The 26,300-nt window shown below is 46.7% G+C and carries 23 protein-coding genes, 2 pseudogenes, 1 CRISPR repeat array and 1 riboswitch; of the genes and pseudogenes, 4 read left to right on the forward strand and 21 right to left on the reverse strand.

Annotated elements, in window-relative coordinates:
• Window positions 1-13: 13 nt before the first annotated feature.
• Window positions 14-2,440, reverse strand: a complete 2,427-nt coding sequence (gene cas3 / locus M2277_RS16220) for a CRISPR-associated helicase Cas3' (protein ID WP_280755173.1) — start codon at window positions 2,438-2,440, stop codon at window positions 14-16.
• A 263-nt stretch (window positions 2,441-2,703) separates the two neighbouring features.
• Window positions 2,704-3,804: direct repeats of the CRISPR family, unit length 32 nt; unit sequence ATTTCAATCCACGCACCCATGCAGGGTGCGAC.
• Window positions 3,805-4,326: 522 nt separating this feature from the next.
• Complete coding sequence (locus M2277_RS16225; RefSeq protein WP_280755174.1) at window positions 4,327-5,694, reverse strand: helix-turn-helix domain-containing protein; 1,368 nt, start codon at window positions 5,692-5,694, stop codon at window positions 4,327-4,329.
• A gap of 281 nt (window positions 5,695-5,975) precedes the next feature.
• On the opposite strand from M2277_RS16225, the gene M2277_RS16230 reads away from it, so the two are divergent.
• Window positions 5,976-6,296 (forward strand): helix-turn-helix domain-containing protein, encoded by a 321-nt coding sequence (locus tag M2277_RS16230; RefSeq protein WP_280755175.1) that lies wholly within the window; start codon window positions 5,976-5,978, stop codon window positions 6,294-6,296.
• Window positions 6,297-6,400: 104 nt separating this feature from the next.
• On the opposite strand, the gene M2277_RS16235 is transcribed toward M2277_RS16230, so the two are convergent.
• From M2277_RS16235 to tenA, 9 genes and pseudogenes are all read right to left on the reverse strand, one after another.
• Window positions 6,401-6,907: a hypothetical protein gene (locus tag M2277_RS16235; RefSeq protein WP_348537781.1), complete on the reverse strand. Its 507-nt coding sequence runs from the start codon at window positions 6,905-6,907 to the stop codon at window positions 6,401-6,403.
• A gap of 79 nt (window positions 6,908-6,986) precedes the next feature.
• A complete protein-coding gene (locus tag M2277_RS16240) occupies window positions 6,987-8,003 on the reverse strand; it encodes a WXG100 family type VII secretion target (protein WP_280755177.1) in 1,017 nt (338 codons plus the stop codon).
• 180 nt (window positions 8,004-8,183) lie between these two features.
• On the reverse strand, window positions 8,184-8,489 hold the full coding sequence (locus M2277_RS16245; protein WP_280755178.1) for a hypothetical protein: 306 nt from the start codon (window positions 8,487-8,489) through the stop codon (window positions 8,184-8,186).
• Window positions 8,490-8,764: 275 nt separating this feature from the next.
• Window positions 8,765-9,937: a dicarboxylate/amino acid:cation symporter gene (locus tag M2277_RS16250; RefSeq protein WP_280755179.1), complete on the reverse strand. Its 1,173-nt coding sequence runs from the start codon at window positions 9,935-9,937 to the stop codon at window positions 8,765-8,767.
• A gap of 198 nt (window positions 9,938-10,135) precedes the next feature.
• On the reverse strand, window positions 10,136-10,795 hold the full coding sequence (gene thiE, locus M2277_RS16255; protein WP_280755180.1) for a thiamine phosphate synthase: 660 nt from the start codon (window positions 10,793-10,795) through the stop codon (window positions 10,136-10,138).
• Window positions 10,792-11,070, reverse strand: a pseudogene (locus M2277_RS16260) (bifunctional hydroxymethylpyrimidine kinase/phosphomethylpyrimidine kinase); the annotation flags it as partial. The pseudogene M2277_RS16260 and the gene thiE, both read right to left, overlap by 4 nt.
• A 342-nt stretch (window positions 11,071-11,412) precedes the next feature.
• Window positions 11,413-11,964: pseudogene (gene thiD / locus M2277_RS16265) on the reverse strand (bifunctional hydroxymethylpyrimidine kinase/phosphomethylpyrimidine kinase); the annotation flags it as partial.
• Complete coding sequence (thiM, locus tag M2277_RS16270) at window positions 11,961-12,797, reverse strand: hydroxyethylthiazole kinase (RefSeq protein ID WP_280755181.1); 837 nt, start codon at window positions 12,795-12,797, stop codon at window positions 11,961-11,963. The pseudogene thiD and the gene thiM, both read right to left, overlap by 4 nt.
• A 49-nt stretch (window positions 12,798-12,846) precedes the next feature.
• The gene (gene tenA, locus M2277_RS16275; RefSeq protein ID WP_148248104.1) at window positions 12,847-13,533 is read right to left on the reverse strand and encodes a thiaminase II; all 687 of its coding nucleotides are present in this window, start codon (window positions 13,531-13,533) and stop codon (window positions 12,847-12,849) included.
• A 144-nt stretch (window positions 13,534-13,677) separates the two neighbouring features.
• Window positions 13,678-13,781: riboswitch (TPP riboswitch) on the reverse strand.
• Window positions 13,782-15,598: 1,817 nt separating this feature from the next.
• Here tenA and M2277_RS16280 point away from each other — a divergent pair.
• Window positions 15,599-16,039, forward strand: a complete 441-nt coding sequence (locus tag M2277_RS16280; RefSeq protein ID WP_063478687.1) for a hypothetical protein — start codon at window positions 15,599-15,601, stop codon at window positions 16,037-16,039.
• Window positions 16,040-16,212: 173 nt separating this feature from the next.
• On the opposite strand, the gene M2277_RS16285 is transcribed toward M2277_RS16280, so the two are convergent.
• The 5 genes from M2277_RS16285 to M2277_RS16305 all read right to left on the reverse strand — a co-directional run bounded on the left by M2277_RS16285 (window position 16,213) and on the right by M2277_RS16305 (window position 19,785).
• The gene (locus M2277_RS16285; protein WP_006208423.1) at window positions 16,213-16,788 is read right to left on the reverse strand and encodes a YecA family protein; all 576 of its coding nucleotides are present in this window, start codon (window positions 16,786-16,788) and stop codon (window positions 16,213-16,215) included.
• A 569-nt stretch (window positions 16,789-17,357) separates the two neighbouring features.
• A complete protein-coding gene (locus M2277_RS16290) occupies window positions 17,358-17,972 on the reverse strand; it encodes a hypothetical protein (RefSeq protein WP_280755182.1) in 615 nt (204 codons plus the stop codon).
• 20 nt (window positions 17,973-17,992) lie between these two features.
• Window positions 17,993-18,598: a DUF2087 domain-containing protein gene (locus M2277_RS16295; protein ID WP_006208420.1), complete on the reverse strand. Its 606-nt coding sequence runs from the start codon at window positions 18,596-18,598 to the stop codon at window positions 17,993-17,995.
• A 228-nt stretch (window positions 18,599-18,826) separates the two neighbouring features.
• Entirely contained in the window at window positions 18,827-19,015 is a 189-nt protein-coding gene (locus tag M2277_RS16300) for a hypothetical protein (RefSeq protein ID WP_009593181.1), read from the reverse strand.
• Between the two features lie 224 nt (window positions 19,016-19,239).
• Window positions 19,240-19,785 (reverse strand): histidine phosphatase family protein, encoded by a 546-nt coding sequence (locus M2277_RS16305; protein ID WP_280755183.1) that lies wholly within the window; start codon window positions 19,783-19,785, stop codon window positions 19,240-19,242.
• Window positions 19,786-19,975: 190 nt separating this feature from the next.
• Here M2277_RS16305 and M2277_RS16310 point away from each other — a divergent pair, with 190 nt between their 5' ends.
• On the forward strand, window positions 19,976-20,140 hold the full coding sequence (locus tag M2277_RS16310) for a hypothetical protein (RefSeq protein WP_156515044.1): 165 nt from the start codon (window positions 19,976-19,978) through the stop codon (window positions 20,138-20,140).
• A gap of 25 nt (window positions 20,141-20,165) precedes the next feature.
• Here the strand turns inward: M2277_RS16310 and M2277_RS16315 are convergent, their stop codons facing one another.
• Complete coding sequence (locus M2277_RS16315; protein ID WP_040680308.1) at window positions 20,166-20,810, reverse strand: MBL fold metallo-hydrolase; 645 nt, start codon at window positions 20,808-20,810, stop codon at window positions 20,166-20,168.
• Between the two features lie 232 nt (window positions 20,811-21,042).
• On the opposite strand from M2277_RS16315, the gene M2277_RS16320 reads away from it, so the two are divergent.
• On the forward strand, window positions 21,043-21,774 hold the full coding sequence (locus M2277_RS16320) for a class I SAM-dependent DNA methyltransferase (RefSeq protein WP_280755184.1): 732 nt from the start codon (window positions 21,043-21,045) through the stop codon (window positions 21,772-21,774).
• A gap of 134 nt (window positions 21,775-21,908) precedes the next feature.
• Here the strand turns inward: M2277_RS16320 and M2277_RS16325 are convergent, their stop codons facing one another.
• From M2277_RS16325 to M2277_RS16340, 4 genes are all read right to left on the reverse strand, one after another.
• Window positions 21,909-23,381 (reverse strand): DEAD/DEAH box helicase, encoded by a 1,473-nt coding sequence (locus tag M2277_RS16325; protein WP_036640912.1) that lies wholly within the window; start codon window positions 23,379-23,381, stop codon window positions 21,909-21,911.
• Between the two features lie 158 nt (window positions 23,382-23,539).
• A complete protein-coding gene (locus tag M2277_RS16330; RefSeq protein ID WP_036640775.1) occupies window positions 23,540-24,415 on the reverse strand; it encodes a radical SAM/SPASM domain-containing protein in 876 nt (291 codons plus the stop codon).
• A gap of 551 nt (window positions 24,416-24,966) precedes the next feature.
• On the reverse strand, window positions 24,967-25,194 hold the full coding sequence (locus M2277_RS16335) for a glycine zipper domain-containing protein (RefSeq protein WP_280755185.1): 228 nt from the start codon (window positions 25,192-25,194) through the stop codon (window positions 24,967-24,969).
• Window positions 25,195-25,560: 366 nt separating this feature from the next.
• Complete coding sequence (locus M2277_RS16340; RefSeq protein WP_280755186.1) at window positions 25,561-25,971, reverse strand: hypothetical protein; 411 nt, start codon at window positions 25,969-25,971, stop codon at window positions 25,561-25,563.
• Window positions 25,972-26,300 lie beyond the last annotated feature (329 nt).

Below are 26,300 nucleotides of genomic sequence, written 5' to 3' on the forward strand. Positions count from 1 at the left end.
TCAAAAAATATGACTAATACAATTCCAAACCCGACCAGCTATCATTCTCCATATCGAGTCCAAATTCTTCGCTATATGCTCCGTCACGCAGCACCATCATTTGTCCATCCAATATCCGTTCTAATCCACCGTTCTTGTCTAAGGTCCGCAATTCATGATCAAATAAATTGATAGTGAACTGCTGCGCTCTTCGCAATAGTTTCGAGAAGTCGTCAATACGCTCAGCCCCGTTAAGCTCTGCTATAATGTCCTTACCTTCTTCTCCGTAAGGGACGATTACTGAAGTATTACGGTCATCAATCACATTGAAATGCTCTGCCGCAGTCTGATAACTGTTGACTATAAACAAAGGCAGCCTGACCTTCTTGTTGGTAGCGTACTCTTGATAGTATTTGTTATTAGCTAATCCCCCGAATAATAAGTTGGTCATACTCTGTCCTAATTTAGGAATCGAATAGTCCAATGCCGATTTGAAATCCGTATAGAACTCCTGAAAATATTTTTCCATTGCTTGCACAGACAATAGGTGACCGCCATGACACAAGGAATCCCGTTTCAAATCGATCAAAATTTTCTTGGAAATCTGTTTTCCCTTCTGAATCTCCTTAAGATGTCTCAAGTTCTCCTCTTCGTGATCAATCACATACACCTGTCTCAGAACATGTTCCCCATGACGGTTACATCTTCCGGCTGCCTGCGCAATCGAATCCAAGCCTGCTAAGGAGCGAATGACGCATTCAAAACTGACATCGACGCCGGCTTCAATTAATGGCGTGCTGACACAAATCACTTTGTCTCCATTCTTTAGAAGTTCCCGCACTTCATCCAGTTTCTTTTTTCGGTGAGCAGCACACATTGATGTGCTTAAGTGGTAAATAGGAATCTCGGAGATGCCCGTTAACAGTTGCTGATACAAATTTTTGACAACGGATTTCGTATTCAAAATCACTAAAACACTTTTTGTTTCGCCCATCCGATCAGTGATAAATTCTACTAGGCTCTCATTATTAAAAAAATGATCTGTTGCACAATCCTGTATCTCTACTCTTTTGAATGCCGTAATTACTTGTTGTATATCCTTGATCATTTCCGCATCTGGACTGATACTCAGTTTGTGCTCCACGAAATCAAGTGCTGGTTGCGTAGCCGTACAAAGAACAATGCTAGAATGAGCGTACAGATTCAGAAAGTTCAGTGCTGTATTAAATAGGGATACACATGAAACAGGTACCTTCTGCACTTCATCAAAGATAATGACGGATTCGCTCAAATTGTGAAGTCTGCGAATATTTCGACTCCCTTTGTCATAAAACACATTCAAAAACTGCACCATCGTAGTAAAAATAATTGGAGAGTCCCAGTTGTCTTTGGCTAACTTCAACTTTTCCCGAACGGACAACATACCTTCCATATGTTCATCATCTTCATCAGATTCCTCAACCACGTTGGAATGATGCTCCAGTATATTAGCGTCATCCTGAAGAATCCGTCGCACTTCAGCTGCATTCTGTTCTATTATTGTCGTGTATGGTAAGACATAAATAATATGCCTTTTGTTATAAGTTCGAGCATGCTTGAGTGCATATCGAAGACTGGCCAATGTTTTACCGCCGCCCGTTGGGATCGACAACGTATAAATACCCGAGGGTTTTTCAGCAAAACGGTCGCATTGCTCTGACATCTGATTTCGAAGTCGATTAATTGGTGAAGAACTATAACTTGCAAAGGAATCTATCTCTTTCATCAATCTGCTGTAGTAGGTATCAAAGAGACCCTCGAAGTGCGGCCTCTTGTATTCATCTAAACTTTTTTCCTCAAAACACCTGGTATTGGTTCGATCCGCATCAATAAGTGCACTAAAAACAAACTTAGTGAGGAACATACATTTATTCTCTAGGGTGATTGATGAGTTTCTACCCATGAATTCACTTAATTCAAGTTCTGCTTGGTTAACATATAGACGGAAGTCATCTTCACCGATTGTATATTCAAAGAAACGTTGTACACTTTCCTCATACTCCTCTATCTCTTTGTCCCGAACACGATTTAAATAATTCGATTCCAATTCAGGACTCAAAAAATCCTTTAGATAAGAATGATGAGATATGATCGCGTTACCTACAATCTCTGCTAAAATGCCCTTGTATCTATCAATTCTCCCAGTATGAAATAACTTATAGAGCAGACGCCCCCCAGCGGTAGAGTGATCAACACTGCCTCTTTTCGGAGGAGACTCAGGATTTTCTAAAGCTTCGTATAAGTAATTTTTGAATTTATCCGTGTACTTCCCCATATCATGAAGCATCCCAGCAAGCCCCGTAATATGCTTAACACCTAAAGGCTCCCCATACATCTCGGCTAGAATTTTGACACCGAGTAGATGCTCCTCAACAGACTGATGCTCCAGGTCACTTTTGCGAATATGGGCGATATAGGCCATCTTATGCCCCCTTTATTTGCCTTGTATATACATACAACATAGTTCTTTATTCCTATTAAAATACTAATATTCCTAACATATATAATTCTGCAGGCGCATCTCCAAGACCTTCCTGAAATATACAATTTTCTATCATTTATAACTGGATTAGCTAAAAAACAACGGATGATCGCAAAAAATCTGCGACTTACCGTTGTTTTTATGTTAAGTATGTTATTTACATTGTAAAATGTACTACTTTTTACTCATCTTTGAGTGCCGCCATTTCAAAGCACACACCTATGTAGGGTGTGACTTCTACGACATTTGCGGAGCAATAGATTACGTGAAAATTTCAATCCACGCACCCACGAAGGGTGCGACTTACAAGAGATCGGACCCCGTTGGTTTATTGGTATTTCAATCCACGCACCCATGTAGGGTGCGACATTTCGATGGGGATGCGCCTCCTTCCGCTTTATCATTTCAATCCACGCACCCATGTAGGGTGCGACGGTCCGGGCCAACCTGCCGGAGTTGTGCACGGGATCCGATTTCAATCCACGCACCCATGTAGGGTGCGACGAAATCTCCGGGCTGCTAACTCTTCCGGAATGTGCAATTTCAATCCACGCACCCATGTAGGGTGCGACCCGACTCCGTAGCGCCCTCCGTAATTCAGCCAGATATTTCAATCCACGCACCCACGAAGGGTGCGACCTGGCACAGTCATGAGCCGCCGCCCGAATGGCAAATTTCAATCCACGCACCCATGCAGGGTGCGACATTAAGCGATCTTGAGTATACCAAGTATCTCAATATTTCAATCCACGCACCCATGCAGGGTGCGACGGTAATAATTTCTCCAAGTGCCTTGAACACTGTATTATTTCAATCCACGCACCCATGCAGGGTGCGACTTTCTAAACACCCTGTACGGCAAGTTTGGTCAGACATTTCAATCCACGCACCCATGCAGGGTGCGACAAGAAAAGCTATTTGATGGTGATATTACAGAGGTATTTCAATCCACGCACCCATGCAGGGTGCGACCTAAGAAATTCCAAGGCTCGCGGCTTCAGTATACGAAATTTCAATCCACGCACCCATGCAGGGTGCGACGCGTCACGCGAAGCTGTCAAAGCGGCAGCCAAGCGATTTCAATCCACGCACCCATGCAGGGTGCGACACAAAAGGTTTTAATGGGCGATGTGTACCGGAATATTTCAATCCACGCACCCATGCAGGGTGCGACGGGGATACCCACCCCGGATAGCAAGCCGAAATCATTTCAATCCACGCACCCATGCAGGGTGCGACAAGAAAGGAGACAATGCCCGTGTGGAACCTTTGATTTCAATCCACGCACCCATGCAGGGTGCGACTCCGTTTTTCGGTAAAAATATATTAAAAAACGAAAATTATAGAGAAAAAAACAGCTTATTAATCAATAAAGGTATCAATAAAAAAATACATGTATTTAATAATTTTATATAATATGGATATAATGTGGTGCGAACCCACCTGGTTTTTCATGTTCGCTTTACATTCGCACTAGATACTACCCCTGATAGAATCATAACATAAACAATTTACTTTGCTGGGCAAGGTAAGGTCTGTTCATAACTGTCTTACTTGAAATTAACTCTATTCTCTATTTTGATTTTGGCAGTAACTGCCTGTAATTTTGTGTTTTTAGAATAAATTTTTCAAGATAATTATTCTGAGCTTGTGAAAAAATAGACGCCCTATGACAATAGGAACGTCTGTATATATAAATTACTTCAATTAATACGCGCCCCCACCATGAGTATAAAGTTGAACATAAATTGGCTCAGCAGCATGTAATGGAATGCTAATAGAGATAGTAACAATTACAGTAACTAACCATAGTGCAATTTTTCTTTTCATTTCTTTGGCACCTCGCTAATTAAAGTATTATATTTATTTTGTACTTCAACAGATGTAAAATCTCTAAATTTCTCAAACATTCTTACACAATTAAGAATAGCACTATCACTATGAATTTCAATGGCTGATGCCAAACAATCCAATAAGCAATTTATACCGATATCATATCGCTGACTGCGTAAATAATAAAGAGATAGCTCACTTAAAAAATGAGTATACCGATCGGCTACTACTTGATAGGTATAAGTTCCAATATTAGCTTGTTTAACTGCATAGGAAGAAATTTGACTTTCGAATTTTTCCAGAACAAAATCAATGTTGAAATTATACTTATTAGCAGCTTGAATAATTTTGATTAGTGCCGGAAGGATCTCAGCTTCTCTCGATTCAACATAAGCTACATATTGCGGCAGTACTTCAACTTGTCCCATCATAAGCTGATATAAACATGTATTTACTAGAGCCAGTATTTTAAATTCTTCTTTGATACGAAGTGCTTCTGCTGTATCCTCTTTGACCCAACTCAAATCCGAATATAGTGAAACATACTTTAATGCTAGCTCGTAATTACCCATTTCGTCACAAACTGCTGAACGTAGTAAGTGCGAGTATATGATATACAAAAACAACGGTCGCTTAGGTTTTTTAAGTAAATTATATTTAAATCTACTGTTTTGATTATATTTATGATGATATTGAATAGTTGCCTTTCTGCCCATTTCTTTTGACATCTCATCTACTTTGCCCCATTGACGAAGTGATAGATATGTATTAGCTAAGTCTTTCAACGCATCCAATTGATCTATTTCATCTAACCGCTCGACGAATCCCTCAAATTTGGTGGCTGCCCGAAGATTTTTTTCCTGGTCATGCCCTATGGATATTGTAAATAATCGGTAATGACATAGTGCTAATCGCTCTGAATGTTGATACTTCTCACTTTCAGCTACAGATTCGTATATGATTGCTGCTGCTGAACGCTTTTCTTGGTTTAATAAAACTTCAGCTGTATCAAAAAGTAACGGCACATAGGCTAGGTTATCTGTCATGTATCGTACAACCTTCTGAATTAACATCAGCTTATCCAGTTCGGCACAACGATATAAAAATGGCTTCAGCCTTCTCCAATTGAGTGGATAACTGAAACATTCCTCCAGATATAACTCATAAAAGCTGCCCTCAGGCAATCCCATAGCTGCAACAATACGATCCAACTGCTGCATGGCAATGGGTCGAACCCCCTTAATGATAGTACTTAATGTTCCTGAGTTAATTTTGGATAGCTCTCCAAATTGATTTATCGTTAATCCCGTCTTCTTGAGGTAAGTCTCCAGTTCTGATCGTATCGTGGTTGTATGTATCATTTCAAAAACCTCCAATAAGAATATTCTCGCTTTGGAACATCCATAATTTGGTTTTAGAATCAATAGTAATAGTATAGATGAATCGAACACCTGTCAATTAATGCAAAAATCTCACTTGTAAAAAGAATAACTTTTGTTGTCATCTCTCATACTAGAATATATTTACAATTTACCATATGAAACTTTTAAGGACAATAATTAATATAAAATGAAACTTTTAGTGACTCCAATATTAACTTCCTTTTGTCTACACTTCATATATAAGAGGAGTCGATACATGTATGCATAAATCGGTTACAGAGAGATTGGGCATTGCTATACGAGAAATCAGAAAAAACCAGAACTTAACTCAAGAGGAGCTTGCCGAGAAAATCGGGTCCTCATTTAGCTATATAGGCAGGCTGGAAAGAGGAGAAGGCAATTTCACTGTTCAAACCCTCGAAAAAATTACAACAGCGCTAAATATCGACTTCTTTGACTTTATGTCACTAGGTAAAAAAGATAATGACATTATCCTTGAAATTAACTCGCTGCTATTGCAGCAGGATGAGGAAAACCAATTAAAAGGATTGAACATCCTTAAGGAGTTATATCGGAATTAGATAGCATACATGAAAAAAGAGATTCCTCAATTGATGGGAATCTCTTTTTTCTTCCGGCTCTGACAGCTATGTGCTCGAAGTTGCGCTCCTTAAGGAGTTGGGTACTATCTAAAAATAAGTTCTACTGCACTTTCTAGATCAACTGCTTCCCGACCAATCTCCACTAGGCAAGTATCATCGTCAGATGCAGGCTCAAAACCGATTCTGATTTTTGGAATATCGAATTTATCTCTCAGAACCACAAGAGATTCTAATATTTTTTTGGCTTTTAGCCTTACATCCGAACTTTTTCCATCAAATAGCTCATTCTCCGGAAAATTAAATGTAATATCTCCAAATTCTTCATCAAAGGAAAATATTATCATCACATCTTTTAAGCTACATCCTATTTCCATTTGGTTCAGAAACACATTTCCCGTTCCAATCGGTGAAAGCACATCCATGAGACTTTTGATTTGATGGAATTCAAAATCTGCTCCACTGATGTTGTCAAAGAAATGGGAAGACTTAACTTCTGACGAGTTAATTTTAAGTTCATCAGATACTAACCTATCTAACTCATTTTTTCGGATGTCCTCTAGTATTATTTCAAGGTTCTCCAAACTATCCACTCCTTTTATTGGTCAATAAAGCCCTTAAATGTTCCGTCTTGATTGAGTCTTACTCCCCGACCATCAGGCAATTTCTTTTCTAGGAATGTGATTCCCCTATCGTTTGTAACTGTAATAAATCTCCTGGGGCATCAATAATGTCCTCCAAATGCTTCTGTGCTGTCTGATTAATTTGGTCTGAGCCACCCTTAACTTTGCCCCAAATATCAGGATTTCTTCCTGCATGTTTTTGTAGAGCATGTCCTGCAACAGTCTCTCCACCCTTTTTAGCCTGTGTTGCTGAGTTAATAATAGTATCACTACTAACCCTGACACCAATGTTCTCTCCCCTACCGCCATCTCCACCCGCATCATGCCTAAGATTAGGCGTCTTCTTCACCCCAACCCGGTTAAGAGCAACGCCGCCAAGGATCAGGGCACCCTGCTGCCCAAGATAGGTCGACATCCCCATCTCATTCATTCGCTCTTGCTCAGTCTGTATCCTCTCATCGAATTTTTCTCGGGTATCCCCGACATCAAATGCCATTTTGGCACCCCATACAGTCGTATTCACGATCTCCTCAGCCGTTCCGACCGTAGCATCGTACGCCATCTGCTTACCGGTGCCAATTGGGTCCTCAATCAAGGAGCTTGTCGTATCTTTAACCGAGCTCCACAGCGCAGTTGCCCCTGATTTGGCTCCCTCCGCGAAGGCTTTGGCTTCATCCCCCAGATCCTTCAGTTGATCTCCAAACGACTTTTCCTCTATCCCCTTCCCAGAATGGACTTCGCTCATCCCGTCTGGGAACACTAGTTGTGGAGCCAAACATCTGGGATCTGTATGGTCTGCCTCATTATCCACCTGCATGAATCTATAGGCGATTCTCTTCAATTCCTGACTGGTCACCTGCATGTGCTCAATCGTCAACTTCATGTCTCGGTAAGCTTGCTGGAAATCATAATAAAAACGAGAACACGTCGTGCCATCCCAACAGGATACCAGCATCTGGATCTGTTGATTCAAAGTATTTTTATTGGTTTCCAGTTGATCGGAGGCTCTATCAAATTGATCCGACACTGCGAGCAGCACCTCAGGAGGCACAAGTATCTTGGTCATAAGTCAACCTCTTCGTCATTTGTTAACTAGTAATTTTACTTCATTTCAAATAACTGGAAAAGGTTCTGAGGTCCTTCATATGTCCATGATACACATACACCATATCGTGATATAGTCATTTCTTCCTATTATTAAGTCTATTAGATTCTGTTTGGAAGTTATAAGGCTATAATCTTACAGTCAATGCACAGTCCCCAAAAACGAAACGAAAAACTTGCCGTTCGTTTTCTCCATTTCTCCGTTCGTTGTTGGAGATAGACCGCAAGCAAATGCCAACTCCACGTTCCGGCCAAACATCACCTTCTTGGAACTTAAAAACCCGCAGCCCGAGCAATTAAATCCACAACCGTCCGAGGTGCTTTCCCATTTCTTCTCAAAGTCTGTCATGGCTCTTGTCTTTGCGAAAGACTCCGTGATCCAAGGGGAAGATGCCAATATTGCTATTAACAAAATAACAGATAGAGACAAAGATATTTTCTTTTTCATAATAGGTTGTTCTCCTCTTCATAAAAACACTGCTTGCAACCGCTCTATGATTTAGTGAAATTATTTGATGCTAGATGGGATGCATTGCTTTCTTCTTTCGTAATTTTACAAGTTAACTGTCAGCGAGATTATCCATAAAATTTTCCCCTCCAACATCCTCAACCCCTCTAATTTTACCGAAAAAAAATCCAACGTCCGCAATAAGCCATCGATGCCACAAAAAAACCAGCCCAACACACGAATAGGTGTTGAACTGGCTCTTAACGTACAGCATGCTACGCAGGTTCCGACCTGCTCACGCCGTCCGTGATCACGGCAATCGCTCCATCTCCTGTTACGTTACAGGCTGTGCCGAAGCTGTCTTGCGCAATATAAAGGGCAATCATGAGCGAGGTCAGCGTTGTATCGAAACCCAGCATCGACTCGAGCAAACCCAAAGCTGCCATAACAGCACCTCCAGGAACGCCGGGAGCGGCGACCATCGTAATTCCGAGCATCAGGATGAACGGGAACATCGTCCCGATGGAAGCTGGCATACCCGTGAGCAGCATAACCGCCATGGAGCAGCTTACCAGCGTAATCGTACTGCCGGAGAGGTGAATGGTTGCACACAATGGGATAACAAAATCAGCCACCTTCCCACGGACCCCGTTCAGCTTGGTTTGACGCAGTGTAACCGGAATGGCCGCAGCCGAGGATTGAGTACCTATAGCCGTAAAATAGGCCGGCACCATGTTCTTCAGCAGGGTAAACGGATTCTTGCGCGCGACTTGACCTGCAACGAAATATTGTATGACCAGGAAAAGCACGTGCAGCGCAATGATCATAATGAATACTTTTGCGAATACCGACAGGATCATAGTCACTTGCCCGCCATAGGTCAAATTGGCAAACACGCAGAGGATATGATACGGCAGCAGCGGAATGATGACCGAGGCGATCAGCTTCTCAACAATCTCCCGGAAATCCACCATCACCTTCTGCAAAGCTTGTCCCTTGATAACAGCCGCGCCCAGCCCAAGCGTGAAGGCCAGCAGCAGAGCCGTCATGACGCCGAATACGGGAGGCATCTCCACCTTGAAAAAAGGTTCCAGCAGCGCCTCTTCCGGATTGGTATAGGAATTGATCAGGCCGCCAACCTCCAGCACATGCGGATACAATAATGTCGCTGCTACAAACGCTAACAGACCGGCTAGAACCGTGGAGATATACGCAAGCCCGGTAGTGACACCTAACAGACGACCTGCTCCTTTTCCGAGCTCTCCGATCCCGGGAGCAATGAATCCGATAATAATTAATGGAATAGCAAAACCAAGGAAGTTCCCGAACAACCCGCTAAACGTAGCCAGGGATGCAACCAGCCATTCCGGCGATAATGAGCCGATCACAATACCTAGGATAATGGCAATCAGGATTTTCGGCAGTAAGCCGAGTTTATTCTTCTTCATGTCACGATCACCTACAGATGTTTTTTCGTTTATTGTCCACTCCGAACGGACGATATTCCGTCGGAGACGGAATAAACAAACTTTATCATATTTTGGATATCATTGTCATTAGTCAAAATATGACATCTGCATCTTTCGGTGGATTGTGCCGACCCACACTACGCTTTAATAATGGAATGCCTCGTCTCCGATTCAATTCTAGATAACGTCAGCCTTGGCTCTGATGCTGGCAGCTGCATCCCGAACAGACCCTGCAGCAGTCACGGCGGATATCACGGCAACACCATCGGCTCCCGCTCCAACCACTTCTTCCGCCTTCTCTGCCGTTATCCCGCCGATCCCAACGATCGGCATATCGATTCCGGCTGCGCGCATGGCCCGCAGAAGTCCTGGGCCCTGCACCGGCTTGGCATCCTCCTTCGAGACGGTCGGATAGATCGGACCAACACCGATGTAATCGGCGCCGTGGTGGATCGCCCGGCGAGCTTCTTCTATTGTATGCGCGGAGACGCCAAGAATCCGCTTACCGATCCGCTCACGGACGGAAGCCGCGGATTCGTCGTCCTGGCCGATGTGCACGCCGTCGGCGTTCAGCTTGAGAGCCAGCCCCACATCGTCATTGACGATGAACGGAACACCGGCCTGGCGGCACAGATTCCGGATTCGGCGTGCCAGCTGAATCCTTGGCTCGCCGGTAAGCGCAGCTCGCCCTTTTTCCCGGAACTGGACCATGGTCGCACCGCCGACTATGGCTTCCTGCACAACCCATTCGGGTTCTGCGATGCAGTTCACACTACCGAGTACGAGGTACATTCGCAGATGCTGTCTCATCATCTCGGGTGCGATTCTCCCCGTCATCGGAGCACCCCCTGACGACGTTGATACGCCCAATGATTTGTCGGCCCATGTCCTTGCCCCAAGTTCAAGCCGTCCTCAATGGCCGCCTGAATGAATGAGCGCCCGCTTCGAATGGCATCGAATGCGCTCATGCCCTGGGCCAAGCCCGCAGCGATCGCCGCTGAGAAGGTGCAGCCGGTCCCGTGTGTATGAACGGTATTCACCCGCTTCCCGCTGAGTTCCGTGAAGGCAGCACCATCATATATAAGATCGATGACTTGAGGATCTCTATCATTTCCTACAGCCTTGAAAATGGGGAAGTTCATGTGACTAAACTTTTCCGTGTACATGGCTGTTCTCGCTTGATCATCGGGATGATTCACAACGTCCAGATGCACTTCCATGTGCTTTTCCGTGGACTCTTTCAAAATATCTTCCATGTGATCGTTTATGTGATCCTCCTGGTGTTTGTCCATGTGTTTTTCCATCTGCTCTTCTGTGTGTTCTGCCAAAATCTCTTTCACGTATTTGTCCGAATGTTCTTCCGAATGTTCTTCCAAATTCTCTTCCCGATCCGCCCCTGCGCTGATGCCATATATCCGGGCTTCTTCGTGATCCCTATCTTCTCGGTCAGGTCCTCCCTCATCATGGCCGCCTTTAATAACAACGATCTTCGGACCGAGCGCATGAATACGCCTTGCAGCCTCTCGCCGGTCCTCCATCGTCCGAATGCGCATCCCTGCCAATACTTCCGCCTCCGGGATGTTAGGGGTAACCACCAACGCCAGTGGCAGGAGGTGCTCTTTCATTGCAAGCACCGCTTCGTTCTGCAGCAGCTCGGCGCCTCCCTTGGCAATCATCACCGGATCAACAACAACCTTCTCCCAGCCAAATTTATGGATCTGATCAGCAACAAGACGGATGATCTCAGCGTTAAACAGCATCCCGGTCTTCAATGCGTCTACCCCAAGGTCCGAGCCTACCACTTCGATCTGCTCCGCCGCAGCTTCCGGGGGCAGCGGATAGACGCCGTGAACCCCCAAAGTATTCTGTACGGTAATGGCGGTTATAGCCGACATGCCGTACACGCCGAGCTCCTGGAAGGTTTTCAGGTCCGCCTGGATTCCGGCACCGCCTCCGCTGTCCGATCCGGCAATGGTCAACGCCCGAGGTACGCGAACCTCTGTCATCGGGCACCACCTGCAGCAGCAGCTTCACGGATGGTCGCGTAGCCCTGCAGCGAACCTGGATGAAGCTTGGACAGCTCATCCAGAAAAGCGTTCTGGAAGCTCCCCGGCCCAAGATCAGCCGTACGCTCCGCTGCCCGGGAGGCGGCTGCGCCATAGAAGGCGAGGCCCGCTGTGCCTGCAAGCAGCAGGTTGGATTCAACTGCGGCAAAAGCACCCAGCACCGAGGTCAGCAGGCAACCTGCTCCGGTGACCTTTGTGAGCAGCGCATGGCCGCCGGTAATGATGCGAACATTAGTCCCCTCGGTGATCACGTCTTCTTTACCCGTGATCACCACCAGGGTGTCCAGCTCCCGCGCAGCCCGCACCGCAAGCTCGGCATTGCCGATATCTCCGCTGCTCTCTGCATCAACACCCTTGATCTCGCGGGCCTCCCCAACAAGGTGAGCCACTTCAGCCGCATTCCCGCGCACCAGCGAAACCTTCACTTCGCGCAGGATCCGCTGCGCCGACTCCGTCCGAAAGCGGGTCGCGCCCGCACCGACCGGGTCCAATAGGAGCGGTACGCCATGGGCATTCGCCGATAGCCCGGCGGTAATCATCGCGTCTACCAGCTCGCGGTTCAGCGTGCCGATGTTTAGCACCACGGCACCCGCGATGGCAGCCATATCCGCCACTTCCTCCGGCGCATATGCCATTACCGGCGACGCGCCCAGCGCGTACAAGCCGTTAGCCGTAAAATTCGTAACCACCACGTTTGTCATATTGTGAACGAGGGGGCTCGTCTGCTGTACCTTGCTCAAAAGCGCCGAAACCTCTTTTTCCCATATATTCATATGAAATCAGCCTCTCTTATCTATGCTAGATCGTTACAGACACTACTCTTTACAGCACCGCAGCCTGCATCTGCACCGGCCACTCCTCCTGCTTGTAAGCCATGTCCCAGAACATGTACTCCAACTGGCAGCTCAGCATAAAATGCTCCGTCATCCGCTCCCGCTCCGCCGCTGTGGCGCTTTCCGCCCACAGGTCAACACCGTTACAAAACTTCGCCGTCGCCTCTTCCCCGCGGTTGCCGTAAAAATAAATCCAGTCATAGAACGGGTGAGATTCATCCGGCTTCACTTCATCCAGCAGCTTGCGGCCAATCTCCAGATACGTCCAGGGACATGGCAGCAGCACTGCCATAATCTCGCCAAGACTGCCCTCATGCGCCACCGTCAACATGTGACGGATATAATGATGCGCGGATGGCGCAAGCGGATACCCCTGAAGCTCCTCGTAGGTCACCCCTGCGGCAGCGCAAAAGTTCTGATGCGGATGAATCTCGCTGTTCAGAATAAAAGAAATCTGTTCATTAAAAGTCGCAATCTCATTCCTGCTGGTAGATTTGGATATGGCGATGCCATAAATCCGCATGTAGGCGTTTAAATACTCAAAATCTTGCTTCACATAGTGAATCAGTTGTTCCCTCGATAATGTTCCTGCAGCAATCCCTCTCACAAAGGGATGATCAAAAATCGCTTGAAAAATGCCATCCGACTGCCTGCGAAGCTCTTGCGTGAAACTCATACTTATCCCCACCTCTCATGAATTGAAAAGCAGGAAGTCCGGTTACGCACACAGCCTTCAAGGCAACGCTAAAAAGCCGCCCCCGAAACTGGAGCGGCTTCGTCAACAAGCCCGGGTACGATAGAAAAACGTACCGAGGCCTTATATACGAAGGCTCCACTTTCCTACGCTAGTACGAACTAGATCAGGTTCAAAGGGTCCAAGATACACTCTTGTCTCAGCCGCCAACGGCTCCCCTAGTGGACTTCCTATTCTTTTGTCTATTACTGTACATAGGTTTTTGGATGGTGTCAAACGTTAACCGTTGGTTAACGAAATTCTTATGCACGAACCTGTGCAATATTGGGTGACCTCGTTGTTGAGCGATTTAGCGAAGGATTTTAGGCTGAGATAAGGTGTACTAGGGCCAACGGAAGGAACGGCGGAGTCAACGTTAGGACACCGCACTTACCGGAATAGCCATATTCGCATAAAAACTGATCTCGATACACTGAAACACAGACGCTTCAAAGGCATATCCCCATAATGAGTACATCCGAGCAATTCAAATAAATACATGATTTGAAGAGGAGCCTATTGATGACGAACCAATCGAAAGCTGTTAAACCCATTCGGGATGGCTGCACCTCGTAACGCAGTCTTAAGAAATTTCGCTGTGCTGAAATGGTGGTAGTTGTGATGGTTATGGGTGTGGGTGTGGGCACAATCAACTCACCTGGGTCTACGGTAATACCGGGGGTTTGTGATGGTTATAGGTGTGGTTATGGGCACAATCAACTCACCTGGATCTACGATAATACCGGGGGTTTGTGATGGTTATGATGGTTATGATGGTTATGATGGTTGTGATTGTTGTGGGCATGCTGCTCTTGGGGCTAACGGACAGAGGATACGTTATTTTCCTAGAAAAGTGTTACTTTTGAGATTAACGGACATGAGATGCGTTATTTGTGATATGAGTCGGTAAATTAGCTGTTTTATGAGGTAATAAGGAATCCTGAGTCCGTTAGATTCAAAAAAGGAACTAAATGAGGCAAATAGCGGATCTGATGTCCTTTAATATGTCGAAGACATCGCCAAGAGCCAAGGTTACTCGTGAAATAGTGTCGTGAAATAGTGGTATTGGCGCAGCAGAGCTCACGCCCATTCCGGATGGCTTGACGTCCGTAACGCCGTGCATCATCTGAAGTCTGCTGCGCTGTAATGATGGTAGTGTGATGGTGTTATTCATGGTTATGGTTATGATGGTTATGATTGTTGTGGGCATGCTACTCTTGCGCTAACGGACAGAGGATACGTTATTTTCCTAGAAAAGTGTTACTTTTGAGATTAACGGACATGAGATGCGTTATTTGTGATATGAGTCGGTAAATTAGCTGTTTTATGAGGTAATAAGGAATCCTGAGTCCGTTAGATTCAAAAAAGGAACTAAATGAGGCAAATAGCGGATCTGATGTCCTTTAATATGTCGAAGACATCGCCAAGAGCCAAGGTTACTCGTGAAATAGTGTCGTGAAATAGTGGTATTGGCGCAGCAGAGCTCACGCCCATTCCGGATGGCTTGACGTCCGTAACGCCGTGCATCATCTGAAGTCTGCTGCGCTGTAATGATGGTAGTGTGATGGTGTTATTCATGGTTATGGTTATGATGGTTATGATTGTTGTGGGCATGCTACTCTTGCGCTAACGGATAGAGGATACGTTATTTTGCTAGAAAAATGTTACTTTTGAGACTAACGGACATGAGATACGCTATTTGTGATATGAGTCAGCAATTTGGTTGTTTTATGATGTAATAAGGGATCCTGAGTCCGCAAAATTCAAAAAACGGGCATAATTGAGGTAAATAGCGGATCCTGAGTCCGATAATATGTCGAGGACATCGCCAAGAGCCAAGGTTACTCGCGTAATAGTGGTGTTGGCGACCAGGCTAGTATATTAGGTTATCTGATTATGTTCATTGCGCTTCCCCGCGTAGTCGGCTTCGCTCTTATCTACAGTGAAGATTCGTTTCACTCCAATAGACGAGTGTTATACAATGGCAACTAAAGGGGGAATGTCGCTCATGTGGCGTAAGTACAGGTTTACTCAATCGGTCTGGGCAGGCATTGCCGCCGGTATCATCCTTGGACTGATCTTGAATATGGTAGAGCATTTCACCTCATACAAAGTCTACACGCTGCTCCTGAACGTTGATTACGTGCCTGTCCTGAAGGAACTGCAGCTATCCGATCTCACCGAGTTTATGCTGCACCTTCTAATCTCCGTCCTGCTGAGCATGGCTCTAACCCTCTTCCTGCAGCAAAAAGCATGGTCTCGTAAACGCAGCATGTCTTTTGTTATCCTGGTCTGTCTTGCCGTTGGACTTCTTCTGTTCCCCACCACGGCGTTGTCTGTTCGCACACCGGCGTTGTCCGACCTCGCCGCCCTGGCGTTCTGGCTGACCGGGCATCTGGCGTATGGCCTTGCCCTGGGCTGGATGCTGACAGGGGCACGCAGGGGGTAAGGTTGTGCTGCTCACTCGAATCCACCATAGGTGATCAGATTGTAATATCCAGTGCCTTCATGTGATCAGCCTGGCTTATTCAACGCAAAGTGGCCGCTCCCATTGGAGCGACCACAGCTATATACCGGAATGCGAGGAATCCGCATTCAATTCGATTTCATTTTAAGCGAATTCTAGCGTCCCAAGGACAAGTCCTTGTCTTCCCCATCGGATTCTTCATCGTCGACGTTCGCGTCGTCACCGGATGCCGCTACTCCATCCATAAAGTCTTGAATCTGACCGCTGTTGCGCGTCAACGTGGCGACGGAAACCTCGTGCTTCTTCGCAATATCAGCCTTCGTCGTTGAAATGTTCAGCGATGAGGTTACTATATATTCTAACGCACTTGCATATCCGCCCTGTTTGCGGTACTTCGGATTGGCTTCTCTGGAGAAGCTGTTCCAGACCATCAAGAGACTGAACACTTGAAACAGCTGCTGCTCATCCTGCAATTCGTAATCCTTGCAAATCTGAGGAAACACGGACTCTGCAAGCTCGCGATGCTCATCGTCGTTCCAATCCATCCACCCCAGCTTGTCGTTAATCATCTGCTGCAATTGATCGACCTGTAGCTTAGGCTCTGCTGCTTTCGCACCAGGGAACTGGATGACTTTACCGTAAACCGTGCGTTCATCTCTTTCAAGACAACATCTTTTGTACTTTTTGCCGCTTCCGCAGTGACATAGATCGTTTCTTCCTAGCTTTTTCATTTCCTAGCTCCTATTTGAATGATTTCTTCTATTATACATGGAAAATATAAAAATGCGCATCTCAAGCCTGTCGAACTTAAGGCATGCCGGCCTTACTCGTCATCACACTCTCTTATAGGGGGGCTTCCGATAAGGAGGTACTCAGGCAAGTTAGATAGCAAAAAAAGCGCGAGTTTTCCACTATGAAAGCCGCGCTCTTTCATATTATTCTATAATATCGTCATAGCGCAAGTAGGATGTAACAAATTTGTTAGAACCTATAATAGACTTGTACCATTTTTGGTAAAGTTTCCATAGATCCGCATCATATGGCACATTTGGCCCGGCCCAATGGTCACAGACAGCGATCCCAATATCCCCTGACGCCGAGTCGTCACATGCGCAGCCTAGCTCGATTCCTTTCTCTATGAAGTTGCCCCCAAGCGATAAACAGCTCCTTGACTCTTGTTGTTTTTGCCAGCTCGAGCGCCTCTTTTGGGAGCTGCAAGTCCCTTTATGGGACTTGCGCGAGCCGCGAGCGAGCCTTTGGAGCCTGCAAGACCCCCTAAGGGACTTGCACTGGCCGCGCCCTACCTCAGCGGATATACCAGCTGGATATCCTTTACCGGGGCCAGCCCTTCATACAGCGCATGATTATGGTCTGCGCCTACAATACATAAGAGCCGTTTTCCCGCATGCTGCCCAATAGCATTCTTGATTCGCTGATTCATGATCAGATGCCGGCATACCCACCTGAGTAGATGGGCCTGCGGATTGATTCGCTCCAGCCATTCATACTTCTCCTTCGTAACCCGATCGTACGCTGCTGAATTTAGAGGAATCGGACCCGATGCCCAAGTCGACAGTTGCCGCTCAAACCACTCATCCAGCTCGGCATTTAACTGCTGCTTTTGCAGCTCGCCGTAACTGTGAAAAGGGTCAAAATCGTTCCACACATCAAGCTCTACCCAATCGATCGGCACGAACTCATATTTCTTCTCTTCGCATAACGGAAAGATCAAATCCCAATACTCGCTGGCTGGCTCACCCCAGTATCCACGATGGGATCTGTCCTGCTGGTACTGCTTCCAACTGCTCGGAAGGACCTCTCCACAAATAACATCCGGTTCGAACTCAAGAATGAGCTCCTTAATGACATCCAGGGTCAAGTTGTACTTCTGCCTCAGCCCCTCGTCATGGGTCACTCACAATATGCCAACCGTGGTCACGATAAATCCTTCCACCTTGCCCACATTTCTTGCGGATTCAGCACATACACCCCGTCATTCCTGAACATGAAATGGTGCATGATGAACTCTCGGCGAAGGGTCGCAAAATCCTCATGATAGCCCTTAATGAACTCATTGATCTCCTTCTCGCTGTACTTTCGTTCCTTTTCAAGCTGAGATACCATATGCGTGAGCACGATGAGTTTCTTCTTCAGTTGGGCAGGAATACTCTTCAATTTCCCATCGGAAGTGAAAAAGCTCTTCATAACGGAATCCTTCATCCGTTGATCCTCATCCAACACGCGCTCCGAGCCGCCAGTTGAACGTACTCTTTGATAGATCAGGTTTTCCGTCGCCGTCGCGGTATTTCTAATAAAATAATCATTCAGCGAAAAAAAGATCGTGTTCTTGTCCCTGCGCTCATTAATGAGACTCGCTTCCCGCAGCTTGGCAGCATGATGGGTGATCGTCGCCGGTGTGACGCCAATCTTCTCAGCCAGAAGCTGTCCGTTCAACTCCCCTTCGGCAAGCAGGATGAGCATCTTGATTCGGGTCGGGTCCGCCAGCGCTTTATGATAACTGACCACTTTGTCCAATTGCATAGCCAATCCTCAGCTCCCTAAATAATTTAACAAACATCTAATTTATCAATCATTAAATTAGATGGTAAACCATGAGGAATAAAATGTAAACCTATCCATGATAAATAGGCTTCAATAGCAAAACTAAGAAACCCGCCCTTCTATCGAAGGAACGGGTCTCTAATGACTCTGGTTGTTACTCGGCGCTCGGCCTGATTTGCACACTGCGGCTAATCGCTGCGTCCCAGCTTACACAACCGCCGCGTCTACTCTGCTCTGATCGGCATTTTGGCATCTCTTGCATACCTTAAGCGCCGTGCCGTCAGACTTGTTGGCAACGTAGAGCAGCTTAATGCGCGAAGTGCTGCATACCGGGCATGTGCCGCGACCGCGTGATGGCATGTTCCATAGTGCGCGGCCCCGTTTGGTTTTGGCCATGATTCATATCCCCTTTATTTCATAATCTCTCTAATGATCTTGCGAACCCATACACATATATAGCTCGTCCACAATGCGCTTCACCTTTGTTATATGAAGTCTGATCTTTAGGATTCACGCGCTGCTATACCTGTGCAATTCCATTATAGAGGAAGGCGTGCCGCCAAATATAGGGAATAAATGCTTATGAATTCTTTTTTACATACATGGCTTCGTGCCTGCCGTTAAGGGCTCCATATTCGGTGTATATCCGGAACATCTGATTGTTGGAAGCTAAGCTGGTACACGTCAGGGTTGGACAGAGCCTCCCACTCTCGGAAACCGATTCGGTTATCGTAATACTTCAACAGGAGCGAGATCAGATTGCCATGTGACACGATGACGGCATTTTGGCTGGGACTCTGCAATATCTCCTCCACTACACGAACCGCACGATTCATCGCCCTGTTGCTGGATTCTCCGCCCTCATAACACAGGTCCAAATCATCATAGGTTCTGCGCAGCATCTCGCGCCATGCAGGAACGTTTTTGCCCGATAGAACTCTCTCCATTAGCCTCTCGTCCCGTTTAATCTGTATGCCCATGCGATCCGCCAAAGGCGATATGGTGTCATAGGCTCTGCGATAAGTGCTCGAAACCATATGGTCTATCCCTTTGTCGGACAGAAATTCCGCAAGCGCATGCGATTGCCGGACCCCCTCCCTGGTTAACGGAGCATCCGCAGCTTGTCCCTCCGCTTGGCAATGCCGCACGACGTATATTTTTTTCATGGAATTGGCACCTCCTTAACCCATTAATCCTTGTGAACCCTTGATAAGGCTCATGGCTGCATGACCGGTCAGATTGAGGTCACCATCATCCAACATAAGGCGAACTCTCTACGGTTAAAAAAGGCGGGCAATAAATTCGGTTTATCTCACAATCAGCCCAACCCAAGTTTCCGATAGGAGGAATCATTCGATGCCAAGCTTCATCCGCCTGCTTCCGAACAGCTTTATCCGCGCGATCTTCATACCCGGACGCGGTGAGGCAACCGACAATCAAAATCCAAACGCATTGACGGATACTAGAAAACCGAGTGATAACGAGGGATTCCCCCCTTTTTCTCACTCGGTTATTTACTAGTGCACTGCAGAGCTGCCCGGTTGTCCTAAAGCTTGCTCAATATCTGTTCTATGATCTGCTGATCCAAAACGGTATTATGACCCGATATACAAGTGTCAAAATCCATTTCTTTATAGTTCAGCAGTGTCCGAATATAAATTTCCTTGTCTACGTATAGGCTTGGAATGATTTCATCCATGGAGTCTCCGACATTATCGCCAACATGGATCACCCTGTCCGCTTCATCCAGTACACTTATGGAATCCACAGTATGTCCTGGCGTATACATGATTCGTATATGGTCCTCAGGGAAATATAATTCGTTATCGAATGTCAGATTGGGAAGGACCAATTCTGCTTCACCCTCAATGAATCTCTTGTTTTTCTGGATCATGTCTTCCCAGCCGGAATCCATCATGTCCCTGCATAGCTTGTGAGATACGATGGTGCAGTCCCGGAACGAACCATTCCCCCATATATGATCCCAATGATGATGTGTATTGATCACAATGATGGGCTTGTGGTCGTGCTTTATGTATTCTTTAACTGGTTCGATGTTCAAAGATCCCAGACCCGTATCAATGATGTAATTATTCCGGTCTCCCATAATAAGCTGGACATTTAAATCCCATCCCGAGGGGATATGGTTGGTAAACAAAACGCTTCTATTCTTTATCTTTTGAATTTTCATCGTTCACTCTCGCTATCTGTCATTTTTTCGATCATGACGCTTACTCGTAATTGTGTTCTTATCAGATTCTATGACGCGTGTTATTCTAAAGTCAACATGGAATGCGCGTGTTTACTCTAACTTGTTAGTCGCTTCGCTCTTAACTTTTTTCCCGGAATATGGTTTATACCACCCTCCGATATGTTACCATACACCATGGTAGATCCAGGAAGGTATTTTGAAGGAGGTACTTATGAGCTATCGCGGATCAGAGTTTTACGATAACGAAAGTAACTTCGAGAAGTACATGTTGCGGAGGCAATGGCAGGAGAACGCCAACGATACGTTAGAGAAGCCCGTCATCTCGCAGCTGCTCGGGGATATCTCCGATCAGCATATTTTGGACCTCGGGTGCGGAGATGCCGGATATGGCACCGAGCTGCTGGATAAGGGCTGTTCCACTTATGTCGGCATCGAGGGTTCCCGCAATATGGTCGAAGCCGCCTCCAGTTCACTTGCAGCTTACAGCAATGGTACCGTAGTACACACGATGATAGAGGATTATACGTACCCGCCAGATGCCTACGATCTGGTGCTGTCCAGACTTGCCATTCATTACCTTCAGGATATTGAGCATGTCTTCCGCTGCATTCATCAGACCTTGAAGCCAAGCGGCCGGTTGATCTTCTCCGTCGAGCATCCCGTCATCACCTCCACCCTTCAGCCATCGGGTACAAGAACCAACTGGGTGGTGGACCATTACTTTAACGAGGGCTACCGCGAACAACAATGGCTCGGCGGCACCGTTCATAAATACCATCGTACCGTCGAGGCTTACTTCCGAGCGATGCAGGAAGCCGGCTTTATCGTCGAACAGCTTCGAGAGTCCAAGCCGGTGCGAGAGAATTTTACGAACGACGAAACCTATGAGCGCAGGCTCAGAATTCCGTTGTTCCTGTTTCTTGTGGGAAGAAAGAATGCGTAATACATACCATTTCGAATAAAAAAGCACCCGTCCACTTCAATGAAGGGAACGGGTGCTTCTTGTTCTTCTGTTTAGGATGATTGTGGAATAGCGGGAACGCCTGCATAAACTCATCCGTTAATCGTCAACTCCTCTTACGAGGTTCTGCCTGCCTTGCTGCCTTTATTGAATCCTTCAGACCTGCGTTTACGGGCTTGGCCATCCTTGGGCTTATTCGTTACTTCCGCCTTTAGCTTACGTGCCATCTCTGAATACGGATTACTAACTGCGTCCACCTTGGGTTTACGCGCGGTATCCGTGCTCGAATGGCGCACTGCGTCCGGCTTCGGCTTGCGTGCCGTGTCGGCCTTCGGCTTGCGGGCTGCATCACCCTTGGGCTTAGCAGGTCTGGCCGCCGCCGACTTGGCATTGCCCGGTCTTGCCGAGCCCGATTTCGGGGAACGGTCCACCTTGGCGGATCTTAATGAACTCGACATCGGAAAGTCATGATCTTTAACCTCGGGAATGGGCTTTCCGATGAGTTTTTCAATATCGCGGAGAAAAGGAATCTCGTCCACTTCGCAGAACGAAATCGCCGTCCCACTAAGGCCAGCACGCCCTGTGCGGCCAATCCGGTGAACGTACGTTTCCGGGATATTAGGAAGATTAAAGTTAATGACATGCGACAATTCGTCAATGTCGATGCCTCTGGCGGCGATATCCGTCGCCACCAGCACCCGGGTCTCCCCGCTCTTGAAATTTTTCAATGCCGTCTGGCGGCTGACCTGGGATTTGTTGCCGTGAATGGCTTGTGCCGTAATATTCACCTTGGTCAGATCGCGCACAACTCGGTCAGCGCCGCGCTTCGTACGAGTAAAGACCAATGCGGACACGATGGATGGATCCTTCATCAGCTCATTCAATTGCTTCTGTTTATTCCCGGTTTCCAGCAGATACACCGATTGCTTGATTCGTTCAGCCGTAGAAGATACCGGTGTGATCTCAACTTTTACGGGATTCTGCAGCAATGTTTTTACAAGCTGGGTGATCTCCGCAGGCATCGTGGCCGAGAAGAAGAGCGTTTGCTTTTTGCTCGGCATTTTGGAAATAATTCGTTTCACGTCATGGATAAAACCCATATCCAGCATACGGTCAGCCTCATCCAGCACCAGAATCTCCACATGCTGCAGATCGATACGCTTCTGATTCATGAGATCCAGCAGTCGGCCCGGGGTCGCAATCAGGATGTCCGCACCTTGCTGGAGCGCCCGTTCCTGCGTCTTCTGCGAAACGCCGCCAACAATAGCGGTAGAACGCAATTTCGTGAACTGGCTGTAGGCCTTGACGTTATCCGAAATTTGCAGGGCAAGCTCCCGGGTCGGCGACAATACCAATGCACGAATGCGTCGCGCCATGCCCGGTTTAGGGGGTTGTTCGTTCAATAACTGGATCATGGGTACCGAAAAAGCGGCTGTTTTCCCTGTTCCGGTCTGGGCACAGCCCAGCAAGTCTCTGCCGGCCAGCACAGCCGGGATCGCCTGAGCCTGGATCGGCGTTGGCTCCTTGTAATTCTCCTTCGCTAAAGCCTTAAGAATTACAGGGGATATATTTAAATCTTGAAATGTCATGGAATCTCCTTTATGGTGAATAGCTATATTTTTCGCATCACGTAACATGGGGCATCTCTTCTTAGAGTCTCCACAAGCCGTTCCTTTACGTCATAACACATAACGATACCACAGATTGGTACAAAAAAAGAAGCGGAATTTTTCTCCGCTTCTCTGGTTTAAGCTCCAAACCGCTGCCGATACCCGCATTTTCTGCATAATTCCTCAACGGCTTCCCGCCGCGAAAAGCCATCCACGAGATTATTCGCCCGCTCCCCGTCCACGATGTCCGAGAAGGATTTCTGATGAATATTCCCCAGGTTGATGACACCTTCCCCATCCAGACAGCATGGCACAACCGTGCCATCCACAAGAATGGCCGCCTGGCTGCGAAGCGCATGACAGAAGCCTTTTCCTTCATCCTCCGGCGCTGTCAGGCTCGGCCACTGGAACTCGTAATCCTGGTTCAGATAGACGTGATCCGCCACCCTCACGCCCCCGCCGGGTTCAACCCTCTCCTCGATTCGGTAGTCCAGATTAAATTCCTGCTCCAATATTTCGAGCGTCTGGCGATTTCGGCTCTTGTCCAGATTGGTTGCATTGTCCTGCGTCAGGTTCCATAAACGGAATGAAAAGATGACCTTAAACTCCTCTGCGGCACGGACAAAGGATAGAATCTCCCGTAAATATCCCTCGCGGTTCGTTGAACCTTCGTGTCCATCAAAGCTGTGGAGGGAAAAGTTCATCTGTCTCAGCGCTGGCTTGCCCAGCAGCTTATGCCGGTTCTTCGCGATCAACGTGCCGTTGGTCGTGATGTTGACCTTGAATCCTTTTTCATGGCTGATATCCAGCAGTTCGTCGATCTTCGGATGGAGCAGCGGCTCCCCCTTCACGTGCAGATAAATATAACGGGTGTGCGGCTTGATCTCGTCCAATCTTCTCGCAAAATCCTCTACCTTGATGAAGTTGGCCTTGCGCTCCGTCGGCGGACAAAACGTGCAAGCCAAGTTGCAAATACTCGTAATCTCTATGTAAACTTTCTTAAACGTCTTCAAGATGTTATCCCCAATCCAGATGTCTATGATTGCATGGTGATTTGCTAGCTTACTAGCTTACTAGCTTGCCAATCCCTCATATCGTACCATAGGCGGGCCTATACAGCTACAACTACAGATGCTATCAGATGCCATTCTGTCTTCCATTTTCCTTCTTCTTCATTCAAGGCAATATAATACCAAAACTTACGTTCTTCAAGTAGCATTTTATCTTCAAGTGATTTGACGGTTACTATTATCGACCCCTTTTGAGCGCCTTCATAGTTACTTTCATTAAGCGGTGTGAATTGTGGTACATCATTTTCTCGTTCAGGAACCTCTGTCCCGGTTTTCTGTTCCGTATTAGTAGGTATCGCTGTTGCATTCTACAACCGCTAAGTAAAATACTAAAAACAATGATAGCAGCGCATATCTTTCTTCATACGGTCCCTCCTATAAAAGAACCGCGCGGGAGCGCGGTTCTTTTAAACATGCAGCTACAAATAATCGAAGGCACGGGAATCCCCGGGTCCGCTTATTTTTACTCACGCAGATGGTTGTACTAACGCAGCTTATTTTGAATCGTTGTCGTCATTCTCTGCAGCATCGCCAGCTTTGTTACCCAATGCTGCGCCTGCGATACCACCTGCAATCGTGCCGATTGGACCCAATATGGAACCAACGGCAGCACCTGCGACGCCACCGCCTGCAGTTCCTAAGGCTTCTCCAGCGTCAATATCCATGTTGGTCGTGTCGCGGTCAGAATCAACCTTTTGATTACGATCATTTTTATTAGCCATCCATCTCACTCCTTCGACATTGTGATAGGAACAGCTCCATCTTGCCAGACGTTGTTCCAAACCATATCTTGCCCTAACGGATCTGAAAGAATTCTTAAAAGTATAACCTGCTCAGATCTTTGTCCACTCCAAAATAGGTTGCGTATTTTAGACGATGTTTGCGGATTATGGGATTATGTAAACGGTACCAAGACTGCTACAATGAACAAGCAATTACGAAATGAATGCAAGACTGACTTCGCCTTTGGATAACGCTTCAAGAAGCCCCGCAGAGCGCTCTCTCAGCAATCTATCCATTTCCTGATCCAAAGGATTTGCGGTCTCTGCCGATCGCTTCATCCCGCCGGCCTTGCCATGAGCTTCAATTCATAACTGGGCTGCAGCTACATGGTTTCTTAAGATTTCTTCTTCTTCCGAATAGGATGGGAGCTTGCTCCGCCATACATGGACTTGCTGAAGCATAACAGCTGCATTCTTCCCTACGTATAACCGCTCTCCCTCCGCATAGACCTGATCTCCAATCGCCAGCCCCTTTTTCGAAAAGCTGTCGATGTCCGTGATCAGCGTATTCGGAGCATTGTCCACACTGTCAGTGGCAATCGTATATAATTCACCGTTCGGACACTTCAGGTTCACCGTTCGATCAAAGATGGTGTGTACCGTCCCATAAAATTTCAAGCTACTTATTTGTTGAAGGAATCCCGCATCGCAAGAGATGGCTGCGCTTACAACACAAACGGCTTCAGTACTGGTTTTCTTCCCGCAGCTTCCCGTCATATCGCCTCCTTAGCTTACAAATGGACCAGTGCTGTCTTTTGTCAGGCTATCCCCTTTGAATGTTCATTCACCTTGAATCGGCTATGCCTTAGTTGTGGATAAATGACCTTAGATGCTATACTGAATTCAAAATTAGCCAATATATAAACGTCGAACATATAACAGGTGAATGACTTTCCACTGCCAAAAGGATATTTTGTGAATTATATCACAGTTGAAGTTGCAAACCGCTCCTGACACCCTTATTGTAATCCAGGGCTACACTCCGATCATTGTACAGCGAAACTAAAAACATCGCATATTCACTGTGCACATTGCACAATGAGAAC

It is taken from the genome of Paenibacillus sp. LBL, from assembly GCF_029893715.1.
Classification (GTDB): domain Bacteria; phylum Bacillota; class Bacilli; order Paenibacillales; family Paenibacillaceae; genus Paenibacillus_AQ; species Paenibacillus_AQ glucanolyticus.